The 11868-nt window shown below is 63.5% G+C and carries 10 protein-coding genes; 6 read left to right on the forward strand and 4 right to left on the reverse strand.

What is annotated here, in order from left to right; genetic code table 11:
• Positions 1–80: 80 nt before the first annotated feature.
• Together KG698_RS00675 and KG698_RS00680 are read left to right on the forward strand one after the other, a co-directional pair.
• On the forward strand, positions 81–956 hold the full coding sequence (locus KG698_RS00675; protein WP_213683651.1) for an NAD(P)-dependent oxidoreductase: 876 nt from the start codon (positions 81–83) through the stop codon (positions 954–956).
• Positions 953–2146, forward strand: coding sequence for a LysR substrate-binding domain-containing protein (locus tag KG698_RS00680; RefSeq protein ID WP_213683652.1), 1194 nt, complete (start codon positions 953–955; stop codon positions 2144–2146). Before KG698_RS00675 ends, KG698_RS00680 begins: the two co-directional genes overlap by 4 nt.
• Positions 2147–2156: 10 nt before the next feature.
• On the opposite strand, the gene KG698_RS00685 is transcribed toward KG698_RS00680, so the two are convergent.
• A complete protein-coding gene (locus KG698_RS00685; protein ID WP_213683653.1) occupies positions 2157–2897 on the reverse strand; it encodes a sulfite exporter TauE/SafE family protein in 741 nt (246 codons plus the stop codon).
• Positions 2898–3133: 236 nt separating this feature from the next.
• Between KG698_RS00685 and KG698_RS00690 the strand changes: the two genes are divergently transcribed.
• The 4 genes from KG698_RS00690 to KG698_RS00705 are packed head-to-tail and all read left to right on the forward strand — an operon-like array spanning position 3134 to position 7733.
• Positions 3134–3979, forward strand: coding sequence for an IclR family transcriptional regulator (locus KG698_RS00690; protein WP_213683654.1), 846 nt, complete (start codon positions 3134–3136; stop codon positions 3977–3979).
• Entirely contained in the window at positions 3976–5415 is a 1440-nt protein-coding gene (locus KG698_RS00695; RefSeq protein WP_213683655.1) for an aldehyde dehydrogenase family protein, read from the forward strand. The genes KG698_RS00690 and KG698_RS00695 overlap by 4 nt, the downstream gene beginning before the upstream one ends.
• The gene (locus tag KG698_RS00700; protein ID WP_213683656.1) at positions 5412–6977 is read left to right on the forward strand and encodes an FAD-dependent monooxygenase; all 1566 of its coding nucleotides are present in this window, start codon (positions 5412–5414) and stop codon (positions 6975–6977) included. The genes KG698_RS00695 and KG698_RS00700 overlap by 4 nt, the downstream gene beginning before the upstream one ends.
• Positions 6978–7733 carry an SDR family oxidoreductase gene (locus tag KG698_RS00705; RefSeq protein WP_213683657.1) on the forward strand — a complete coding sequence of 252 codons (756 nt, stop codon included), beginning with the start codon at positions 6978–6980 and terminating at the stop codon, positions 7731–7733. It abuts the gene before it with no gap.
• On the opposite strand, the gene KG698_RS00710 is transcribed toward KG698_RS00705, so the two are convergent.
• The 3 genes from KG698_RS00710 to KG698_RS00720 are packed head-to-tail and all read right to left on the reverse strand — an operon-like array spanning position 7730 to position 11867.
• The gene (locus KG698_RS00710) at positions 7730–9256 is read right to left on the reverse strand and encodes an indolepyruvate oxidoreductase subunit beta family protein (protein ID WP_213683658.1); all 1527 of its coding nucleotides are present in this window, start codon (positions 9254–9256) and stop codon (positions 7730–7732) included. The two genes, KG698_RS00705 and KG698_RS00710, sit on opposite strands and share 4 nt — an antisense overlap.
• Positions 9253–11421, reverse strand: coding sequence for an indolepyruvate ferredoxin oxidoreductase subunit alpha (locus KG698_RS00715; RefSeq protein ID WP_213683659.1), 2169 nt, complete (start codon positions 11419–11421; stop codon positions 9253–9255). Before KG698_RS00715 ends, KG698_RS00710 begins: the two co-directional genes overlap by 4 nt.
• Positions 11422–11450: 29 nt before the next feature.
• Positions 11451–11867 (reverse strand): thioesterase family protein, encoded by a 417-nt coding sequence (locus KG698_RS00720; RefSeq protein WP_213683660.1) that lies wholly within the window; start codon positions 11865–11867, stop codon positions 11451–11453.
• Between the last annotated feature and the right edge of the window lies 1 nt (position 11868).

Raw genomic sequence — 11868 nt, forward strand, 5'->3', positions numbered from 1 at the left:
CTTCTTTATATCGACAGAGGCGCGCGCCCATGCAAGCGTCGCGGGGAGAGAACAGCCATATCGACAAAGGAACAAGGCCGATGACCGCAAAGATCGCCATGATTGGTTTCGGAGAGGCGGCAACAGCCTTTGTCAGCGGATGGGCGTTGGATGATCCGGCCCGTATCACCGCCTTTGATGTGAAATCGACCATGCCCGAGCACAAGTTGGCGATGGCGGCACGGCAGGCTGCCCTCGGCGTGACGGGCGTGCCCGACCTTACCCAAGCGCTGACACATGCCGATCTGGTGTTTTGCCTGATCACCGCAGACCGCGCCGCCGAAGCGGCCGAGGCCGCGGCTGCCACGGGTGCGCTCAGACCCGGCGCGCTGTGGTGCGATGGCAATTCCTGTGCACCGGATACCAAACGTCAAGCTGCCCGCGCGATCGAAGGGGCAGGGGCGCATTACATTGATATGGCGATCATGGCCCCCGTATATCCCAAGAAACATCTGGTGCCGATCAAGCTGGCGGGCGCGATGGCCGATGCCGCCGCTTTGGCACTTGCCAGCTTGGGCATGCGGCCCGAGGTGGTGGGCGATCAGGTCGGCGATGCCTCGACCATCAAGATGCTGCGCTCGGTCATGATCAAGGGGCTGGAGGCGCTGGTGGCCGAGTGTTTCCTTTCGGCCCGGCGCGCGGGCGTCGAGCAACAGGTGATCGCCTCGCTTGAGGCATCGGACCCCGATATCGCGTGGCGCAAGCGCGGGGCCTATAACATCGAGCGGATGATGGTGCATGGCGCACGCCGCGCGGCCGAGATGCGCGAAGTGGCCAAGACGGTCGAGGGTTTGGGGCTGTCCCCCGGCCTCAGCCAAGCCACGGCAGCGTGGCAAGATATCGTCGCCGCCACCCATGCCGATCCGGGTGAGTATGATCTGATCGCGCGGCTGGATCGGGTCTTGGCGCGGTTGTGAGCGGGGGGCTCGCCGACAATCTGCGCCATTTGCGGCTGTTTTTGGCCCTGAGCGATGAGGGCAGCCTATCGGCGGCGGCGGCGCAAATGGGCGTCTCGCAGCCAGCGGCCAGCCAAGCCTTGGCCGCGCTGGAGCGCCGCGCAGGTGGGGGATTGGTCGCGCGCCGCATGGGTGGGGCATTGACCGCGCGGGGGCTGGCCCTGCATCCGCGCGTGGCGCGCGCCTTTGCGATTTTGGATCACGGCTTTGCCGATCTTGCGCCGCGCCTGAGCCTGACAACCAGCCATGCCCAATTGCGTGCGCTGATCGCCACTGTCGAGAGCGGCAGCTTTGCCTTGGCCGCCGCGCGCTTGGGGCTAAAGCCGCCCAGCGTGCAACGCGCCATCGCCACACTCGAGGCCGAGGCAGGCCGCACCCTGTTTACCCGCACTGCCCAAGGCATGCGCGCCAGCCGCGCGGCGCAATCCTTGAGCCGCGCAGCACGGCTGGCGCTTGCGGAGCTTGCACAGGCCGAGGCGGAATTGGCCGCAATCGACGGTGTCGCGGTCGGGCCGATCCGCGTGGGGGCGTTGCCCTTGGCACGGGCGGCGTGGTTGCCCGCAGCCCTTGCCGCGTTCCGGCGGCGCTGTCCGGGGCATGCAGTGTCGATCATCGACGGTGCTTATGGCGCCCTTATCGGGGCATTGCAGCGCACCGAGATTGACCTGATGCTGGGCGCGTTGCGCGCACCTGCACCTTATGATGATATCTGTGAAGCGCGCGTGTTCGACGACCGTTTAGCCTTGGTTGCGGCCCCCGGCCATCCCGCCTTGGGTGGCCACACCGCTGATCTGGCAGCATTGGCGCGCGCCGATTGGGTGGTGCCGCGCAGCGGTGCGCCGGGGCGGGCCCAATTCAACGCGCTTTTTGAGGCGGCAGGGCTATCGCCGCCCAGTGATGTGGTCGAGACGGGATCGGTCGTGATCTTGCGGGAACTCGCGGTCGAGGCAGGCTATCTTGGCTGCATATCAGGCGCGCAGCTTACCCCCGAATTGCGGCGCGGCCAGCTGGTGCAGCTTCCCATCGCGGGCGATCTTCCGGCGCGCCCCATCGGGATTTCAACGCGGGCGGGCTGGGTGCCGACACGGGCGCAAGCGGTGCTGCTTGATTGCTTACTTGGCGCGGCACCCGATGGGCGGGTGCAACCCTGAGGTTGGGGGCCTAAAGGACCGCGTCAAAGAGCAGCTTCAGCGCGATCATCCCTAAAAGCGCCAAGATGATCTTGTCGAAGCTTTCTTTCGAGATGCGGCGCGCGAGCCATGCACCGATGGGCATGCCACCCAAAAGCGGCACCATCGCCGCCCCGCTCAGCGCTGCGATTTGTGGGGTCAAGATGCCCAAGCCGACCAATGCCGGGATCTGCACCAGCGACATGGCGCAGAAAAACACCGAGATGGTGGCGATGAATTGACCACGCTCCAACCGCATCGCGTTGAGAAAGGTGACAGAGACAGGGGCCGAGATGCCACCGGCCCCTTGCATCATCCCGCCGATCAAGCCCACGGGCGCGCAAAGCCTGTCGGCCAAGGGCCGTGCCAGATGCCAGTTCGGGCGCATCAGCCGAAAGGCGATGTAAAGCAGCACGACGCCAGCCACGACGCCCATCAAGACCTCGCCGGGCAAGAAGGCCAACAAGAGCGAGCCGATGCCCGCACCAAGTGCACCGGCACCGGCAAAGATCAGCGTAAAGCGCCGCGAGATCTGGTGTTTGCGGAATTGCCAGCCTTGCCAAAGATTGGTCAACAGGTTGGGGACGGTGAAGATCGCAACCGCCATCGGCACGTTGAAAATCACGGCCAGCACCGGCACACCGATCACCGGCGCGCCAGCCCCGGTTGCGCCTTTCAAGATGCCACCAAGGCCAAGCCCGATCAGGGCCAACAGAATATCGCTACTGCTCATGATCCGATCCTTGTCGTCGCGGCACGTGCGGGCAAAGGGTAATCCGCGCTTTGTCGCGCGCTTGGTCGAGATTGGTATTGCGAATTTGACAGTTCGGGCTAACCTGCCCGCAAATCTCAATTATTGGGATTTTGATCTTGTTGCAACAGAGCTTTGGGCAGAGGCGGATATATGCGGTTCATCTGCGGGTTTTTGCACCAATATGGGGCCGCGTTTGCCCCATTTGCGGGGCGACGATGACCAGCACGTCGGGCAGCGGCGAGCGGATCTTGGCGATCCTTGATCTGTTTACGCCGGATCGGCGCGAATGGTCGCCTGATGCGATGATGGCGGCTTTGGGCTATTCGCGCCCGACGCTGTATCGCTATCTCAAAACGCTGAAAAGCGCAGGTTATCTGGTGTCGTCGCCCAGCGACGGGCTGACCTTGGGGCCGCGCGTGACCGAGTTAGATTTTCTGATGCAACGCTCGGACCCGCTGATCGCGGCGGCGGCCCCATTTATCAAGCTTCTTGCCGCGCGCTACCCCGGTGTGGCCCTGATTACCCGCTGGTATGGCAGCAAGATCCTTTGTGTCGCGAGCGAAGGCGCGCCTGATGCGCCGGTGTCGAGCTATCCGCGCGGCCAGCCCATGCCGATTGCACGCGGCGGGATTTCGCGTGTCATCATGGCCAATCTGCCGCGCCGCGAGCAAGATCGGCTCATCAAAACCCAGCACGATATGTTGGCCGGGCCGAATACCACCGCTGATGCGCTGCGCGAGACCTACCGTAGCGTGCGCCGCATGGGCTATTGCACCGCTTGGGGTGAGGTGACGCCGGGTGTGGTGGGCGTGGCTGGCCCGATCCTTGCGGCCGAGCGTATGCCAATCGGTGCAATCAGTATCACCAGCGATGCTGCATCCATGACCGACACCCGCCTTGCCGCGATCGAGCGCGATATCCGCGACAGCGCGGCGGCCATCTCGGGTATGTTCTGCGCCAGAGGTGGCGCGCCGCTGCGTGATGTTAGGCCCGCGATCCAAGCGATAACTGACAAAGATTTTTCCGCGACAGACCAACAGCCTAGGAGGCACCGCTTATGACCATCCATCCCGCAGCGCATTTCATCGGCGGCGATTGGGTCGCCGAAGGGCCGCTTGGCGATAGCCTAAACCCTGCCGATGGAACCCGCGTGGGCCAGTATCACAGTGGCAGCGCCGATCTAGCCAATGCTGCGGCCAGTGCGGCGCGCGCGGCGTTTTTCGGCACCCCTTGGGCGCAAGCCCCCCGGCTACGCGCGCAGGTCCTATTAGAAATCGCCGAAAGGCTAGAGGCCGCCAAGGCCGAGATCGCTGATCTGGTGGTGCTGGAAAACGGCAAGCTCAGGGCCGAGGCGATGGGTGAAACCATGGCCGCAATTTCTGAGACGCGCTATTACGCGGGGCTTGCGCGTAATATCCGCGGCACGATGCAAGAAATCGCGCCCGGCACGCTGTCGCTTTTTCACCGCGAGGCGGCAGGGGTGGCCGGTGTCATCGTGCCATGGAACGCGCCCGTGACGCTGCTGATGCGTTCGCTTGCCCCTGCGTTGGCGGCGGGCTGCACGGCGGTGATCAAGCCTGCGATCCAGACGCCCTTGGTGCATGCGCGCATCATGGCAGCCATTGCAGGGGCGCCAAGCCTGCCCAAGGGTGTGATCAATTCGGTTAATGAAAACGGCATCGCCGTAGGTCAAGCTATGGTCGCCTCGCCCGATGTCGATGTGATCTCCTTCACCGGCTCCAGCCGGACGGGGGCCGCGATCATGGCCGCCGCCGCGCCGACGCTCAAGCGTGTTGGCTTGGAGTTGGGCGGCAAAGCACCCGCCGTGATTTTCGACGATGCCGATCTTGATCATGCGGTGCATGAGCTGACCCATGGATCGCTGGCGATGGCGGGCCAGATCTGTGTCGCGGCTGCGCGGTTCTTGGTCCATGCGCCGGTTGCCGCCGCATTCGAGGAAAAGATCACCCATGCTTTTCGCAATATCCGCACAGGGCCGGGCAGCGATCCGGCCAGCGAAATGGGCGCGCTCATCGATACCGAGAACCAAGCCCGTGTGCTGCGCCTGATCGAACAGGCGGGTGATGAGGGGCAAATGATTCTCAAGGGTGGGGTTCTGGGGAATGGTGCGTTCCTGACGCCGACGCTGTTTCGCATCGATAATCTGCAATCGGCGCTGGTGCAGGAGGAGTTGTTCGGCCCCATCGTCTCGGTCGAGGTGTTCCATGACGAGGCCGAGGCCGTGGCGCGCGCCAATGCCACCCCCTACGGCCTTGCCGCATCGGTGTTTTCGCGCGATCTGGCGCGTGCGACCCGCGTGGCGCGCGCGATCCGGGCGGGCACCGTCTGGCTCAATTCCCATCTCAAGCTCTTCGCTGAGGCCGAGACGGGGGGCTATGGCAAATCTGGCCTTGGGCGGCTGCATGGCCCCGAAGGGCTTTATGATTTCCTTGAGACAAAGCATATTTACATGGAACAGGGTGTGATCGGCGCATGAGCAATTTTGACGTTCTCATCGCGGGCGGTGGCCCTGTCGGCATGGGGTTGGCCATCGAGTTGGGCCAGCGCGGCATCAAGGTGGCCGTGGTCGAGCGCTACCCGACGCCGCAACCAATTCCAAAGGGGCAAAACCTTACCCAGCGCACTGCTGAGCATTTTGCGGCTTGGGGCTGTGAGGCGGAATTGCGCACGGCGTTTCCGCTGCCGCCCGGTTCGGGCATCGGCGGCTTGACCACCTATGGCACGCTGTTGTCCGAGCATCATTACGATTGGCTGAACCGCGCCCATGTGCGCGATTTCTATCGCTGCGCCAATGCCCGCTTGCCGCAGTACGCGACTGAATCTGTGCTCCGTGCGCGCGCCGCCCAGATCGCGGAGATCACCATTTTCTATGGCTGGTCTGGTGTCGAATTCACCCAAGATAACAACGGATTGCGGGTCGAAGTTGAACAAGCCACGGATGGCGCGCGTCAGGTCTTGACCGCGGCTTATGCGGTGGGCTGCGATGGAAGCCGCTCATTCCTGCGCGCGGCGGCGGGGATCGCAGAAACCTTGTCCGATCATAACCGGGTCATGGCGCTGTTAGTATTTCGCTCGCCCGAGCTACACGAATTGTTAAAACGCTATCCTGGCAAGGCCTTCTACAACGTTCTTCATCCGGATTTCGAAGGCTATTGGCAGTTCTTCGGCCGCGTCGATCACGGGGTCAGCTGGTTTTTCCATGCCCCAGTGCCGGTTGGCACGACCCGCGACAATCATGATTTCGCGGCGATGCTGACCCGCGCCGTGGGCCAGCCCTTCGCGCTTGAGCTTGATTATGTGGGCCTTTGGGATCTGCGGGTCGCGATTGCCAATGATTACCGCAAAGGCCGCGCTTTTGTCGCGGGGGACGCGGCGCATAGCCATCCGCCCTATGGCGGCTACGGGATCAACACAGGCTTTGAGGATGCGCGCAATCTTGGCTGGAAGCTTGCCGCCGTGATCCAAGGCTGGGGGGATGAGGCGCTTCTCGACAGCTATGATGCCGAACGCCGCCCGGTGTTTGCCTCGACCGCCCGCGATTTCATCGAGCGTTTCATTACCGAAGATCGCGCCTTTCTCGAGACCTACAACCCCGACCGCGACCGCGCCGCGTTCGAGGCTGCGTGGCATAGCCGCAACCTTGACGCTGATGAGGTGATGGCCTTCGCGCCGCATTACGAAGGCTCGCCCCTGATCGGGGGGGCGGGTGCGCCCGGTGCCAAGGGCAACCACAGCCACAAAGCTCGCCCCGGTCATCATCTGTCGCCCCGCGATCTGCCCGATGGGGCGAATAGCTATGATCATCTTGGGGCGGGTTTCACGCTTTTTGTCGAGGATGCAGCACTAGGGGCCGCATTCGCCGCTTGCGCGGATCAGATGTGCCTGCCGCTTGCGATTGTCCCGGTGGCAAAGGGTGGTCTGACCGAAGCCTATGACAGCCCCGTCATCTTGGTGCGCCCCGATCACTTCGTGGCATGGGTGGCCGATGGCACAGCACCACAGGCGGTCTTGCAGCGCGTCATCGGGCAGGGGGCATAGATGCGGGTTCTGATCACCGGGGCGGCGCATGGGATCGGGGCGGCTAGCGCCGCGCGGCTTTTGGCCATGGGCGCGCGGATCGTGGCGGTCGATATGGTCGAACCCGCGTTTGATTGCGATTGGCACCGCGCCGATCTGTCCGATCCCGCCAGCATCGATGCGCTTTTGCTGAGTGGCGGCTTTGACGCGCTGGTCAATGCCGCTGGCCTGCCGCCGCGTGCGGGCGCGCAGGAGGCTGTGCTGGCCGTCAATTACCACGGGCTGGTCCGCTTGACCGAGGCCGCGCTGCCGCTGATGCCCAAGGGTGGGGCGATTGTCAGCCTTGCGTCCAAGGCAGGCGCGCGTTGGCGTGAGAATATCGCGCAGGTGCAGCGCTTTACGGCGCTGGCGCGCGGCGAGGTCGCGGATTTCGTGGCGATGGAGGGGATCGACCCGGTGCGCGCCTATGATCTGTCGAAAGAGGCGGTGATTTACTGGACCAAATCCAACACCGCGCGGCTTTTGGCCATGGGGTTGCGCGCCAATACGGTCAGCCCGGCGGCGATTGCTACCCGGATCTTGCCCGATTTCGAAGCAGCCTTTGGCGACCGCGCGGCGCGCGGCATCGCGCTGTCGGGCCGTGCTGGAACGGCTGACGAAGTCGCCGAAGCCGTAGCCTTTCTGGCAAGCTCTGCGTCCGCTTGGGTGCGCGGCGTGAACCTCGAGGTGGATGGCGGTCTTGCCGCCCAGCTTGAGATCGCAGCGCTGGCTGATTAACCCTTTGCCGCTTTCTTGAAACTCTCCACGACGCGGTCGAGCGCCTGGCCTTCGGGGTCTTTCAGCGCCGCAAGCCGCGCTTGCAGCACCCCATCGGCCAAAAGCGCTGCAGGCAGGCGGCCATCAAGGCAAGGCGTGATCATCTCGCCCGCGATCAGCCGCCAATTTCGCATGCCGCGTGTATAGGTCGATCCATAGCCGCGCACGATCTTGGCGGTCTCGGCAATCTCGACCGCCGCCTCGGGCGCGATATCAAGCGTGCGGGTGATGTGATCAAGCCAGCTTGCGAGCCACGCCATTTCATGGGCATGGCGCAGATTGCCGCGCCGCCAGCGCTTGGTCGCCGCTAAAAGGCGCAGCCTTATAAAACCGGAAAAGCGCGTGGTCTTGACCTGCATCGGGAAAGACAGCTTGCCCCAACCACGCCGCTCGGACATTGACATCAGCTTTGCCCCAAGCATGCGGGGCAGCATGCCAAAAATCTCCTCCGGTCCCGGTTTCATGTATTCGGCCACATCGACGATATCGCCGGGGCGCGCGCGGGCTTCGGCGGTCACGCGCGCCATGCGGGCGCTGCGTAGCTTGAGTTCCGCCACGCGGTGCGTGTCCTCATAGCTCATGCGCAGCGCCATGTGGCGCGCGAGTGCGGCCAGCAGTGTTGGGGTGGCCGCAGGATGGGCCGCGATGCGCTTGAGATGGCCAAGATACTCGGCGGCATAGGCGGTATCTTGGTAGTCGGTCAGCCGGCGCATCCCTTCGGCAGCAAGGCCCGCGGCCTCGGGCGGTAGGAATGAAGTCTCGGGGCTGGGTGGCAGCAGGGCCGCTGTCGCCTCTAGCGGGGTCGGCTTGGCCTTCGCGCCGCCCAGATCGGGCACCGTCCCACGATCTTGGGTCATCTTCAGCCCGGCCTCGAACCCCCGGCCATTGGCGTCGGAGGCGCGCTTGCCCCCCTCCATCGCGCGGCGGATGCACTCGACGGGCAGGGGCAGGGTGCCTGATCCGGCCAAAACCCCCAAGACCACGGAATTCAGATGACACCCCTCGCGCAATGCGATGGCTGACAGATCGTCGATTATGGCGGTTTTGGCGAAATCGCGGCAAGATGCGATCATTGGCGCGGGGTCCATCCGCCCATCGGCCATCGCGCTTTTCTCATCGACGGTATAGGTGCGATGGGTCGATGCGATCAGCTTGGTGCGGTCAGGCGTGACAAAGCCAAGATTGACCATCCGTACCGCTTCCAACAGTTCCGTGGCCACCAGTACATCGACACGCCCCGGTGCGGGATGCAGCGCCATGATGGGGCGCGTCGGGCCGGTTTTGGGCAGAAACTCAAGGTAATAGGTCGTGGCACCCGTTCGCTGCGCCACACCGGGGACCGAGGTGCGTTGGACCCATAGCCCTGCATCAAGGGCCGCTTCGGTCAGCCATCCGGCCAGCACACCGCCACCTTCGCCACCCATTGCGGCGATCAACAGGCGTGTCGGGCGGGTTTTCGTCTCTGTCTTGATCGGGGCGTTCATTCTGCGGGCACCCCTTGGGCGGTGGGCGCGCGGGCAGGGCGGCCCTGCGTCTCACCGCCGAACAGTTTGATCAACAAGTCCGACAGCCCACGCCGCGCGCGGTCCCATGCTGTGGGGTTCTGGATGATGTCGATGCGCGCGAAAGACGGGCAAAGCTGGGCCGCGTGGCTCACCTCGCCACACAGGCCACAGCCCACGCAATCATTGTTCACATGCGCCACGGGATCGGTGCGCAGCGGATCGGGGTTGGGCTTGATCGTCAAGGACGGGCAACCCGATAGGCGGATACAGCTATGATCGCCGGTGCAGGTATCTTCATCCACCCAAAACCGCGTGCGCATCACCCGCTCGCCTGCAGCGACCGCCTTTGCCATTGCGGGCTTGATGCGGCGCTGGCGGGCCAATTGGCATTCGCCATCGGCCAAAATGACTTTCAGCCCCTTCTCCTTGGTCAGCCGTGCATCGCGCAGCACATTGACTAGATTGGCGACGCGGTAGTTATCGACCCGCTTGATCCAAGTGACGCCCATCGCGCGCAGCGCCTTTTCCATATCAAGGCCACGGCCACGCCCGCTTTCTTTGGGCTTGCTGGAGGGAAGATCCTGCGCCCCTGTGGCGCTGGAGTAGCCATTGTTCATCACCACCAAAACGCTGTCATCTTGGTTGAACACCGAACCCGCAACGCCCGTCAGAAGCCCGTTATGCCAAAAGCCGCCATCGCCCATCACGGTGAAGGGGCGCTTGACCTGCGTGCCTGATACAGCCGAGGCTGCGGCCAGCGACAGCCCATAGCCGATGATCGAATGGCCTTGGCTAAAGGGGGGGAAGGTCGCCAGCGCATGACAGCCGATATCGACCGAGACATGCATCGGGCCTGTCTCTTCCTTGACCAGCTTCATCGCCGTGAACACGGGACGCTCGGGGCAGCCGGTGCAGAATGTCGGCGGGCGCGGCGGCAGGGCGGGTGCATCGCGCGCTGTCAGTGCCGCGCGGTTGGTATCGACAGCGTCAAGCCATTGGCCCAACTCACCCGGATCGACGCCATATTGCGTGAGGAATTTTGCCAAACCACGCCCGACCACAGCGGCGGTGTATTCGCCCGCCATGGGCAGCATATCCTTGCCATGAATGGCCGTTTGCAGATCGGCTTGACGCAGGATCTTGCCGACGGAGAGTTCGATATATTCAGGTGCGCCCTCCTCGACGATCAGCACGGCCTTTTTGCCGCGCGCGAAATCGACGATCTGGTCGGGCAACAGCGGATGGGTGACGTTCAGGACAAGGGCTGGGATTTTCAGATCACCATAGGCATCCGACAGCCCCGCATCTGCAAGCCGATCATTCAGCCCGTTGAACAGCCCGCCTTGGGTAATGATCCCGATCTCGCCCGCTTCTGGCCCCATGAATTCGTTGAGACCCTCGCGTGCGATGAAGTCGCGGGCCAAGGGTAGGCGGCGGTTCACCTTGTCGCCCTCTTGCAAGAAGGTGACGGGGGGATGGGCCAGCCGCGCATAGTCGAAGGGGGCGGGTTCGGCGAATTTCTCGCGGGTCGATTTCGGGGCGGCGACATTATCCTTGGTCTCGAAACTCCCGAACACATGGCAGGCGCGGATACGCAGCTCCATCATCACGGGGGTATTGCTTGCCTCGGACAGCTCAAAGCTTTTCTCGACCATTTTCACGATCATCGGCAGATCAGGGCGCGGATCAAGAAGCCAGATCGAGGATTTCATCGCAAAGGCATGGCTGCGTTCCTGAATGACGCTGGCCCCTTCGCCATAATCCTCGCCCACCACGATGAGCGTGCCGCCGATCACACCGGGCGAGGCGAGGTTCGACAGCGCGTCAGCCGCCACATTGGTGCCGACGATGGATTTCCATGTCACGCAGCCGCGCAGCGGGTACTGCACCGAGGCCGCCAACATGGCGGCGGCCGCCGCCTCGTTCGTGCAGGTTTCCAGATGGATGCCAAGCTCGGCCAAGATATCCTCGGATTGCACCAGCACATCGAGCAGATGGCTGACCGGCGCGCCCTGATAGCCGCCCACATAGGCCACGCCCGATTGCAACAGCGCCTTGGTGACGGCCAAAATCCCCTCACCATGAAAGGTATCGCCTTCGCCCAGTTTCAGGCTTTGGATTTCCTTGTGGAATGAAACTTCCATTGGGTCTTCTCCTTTGCCCTTGCGGGCCTTCAGGCAAAGCGTGCCTTGACCGCGTCAGGCACGGGTCGGCCCTTGATCTTGTCGGGGTCATCGGGGTGACGGCCGACCCAGACGCGGGTTTCCCACGCCGCGATGGCAAGCGCGTCACCCTTGAAAACGCGGTGTTCCACATCGAAGCTAGAACCGCGCCATTGCGCGATTTGGCTTTCGATGGTGATGGTCTCGCCCCAGCGGGACGGGATGGTGAATTTCGCCCGCGTATCGACCATCGGGATGCCCACGATGTCGTAGGTTTTCACCATCTCATGCTTGGGCAGGCCCGCGGCCGCGAAAAGCGCCACGGTGGCATTGTCGAAGAACACGAAATAGCGCGGGTAATAGACAATGCCCGCCGGGTCGCAATCACCCCATTCGATGAAGACGTCCCGGCGGTTGACCAATCCCATC

Source organism: Roseicyclus sp., assembly GCF_018402035.1.
GTDB lineage: Bacteria > Pseudomonadota > Alphaproteobacteria > Rhodobacterales > Rhodobacteraceae > Roseicyclus.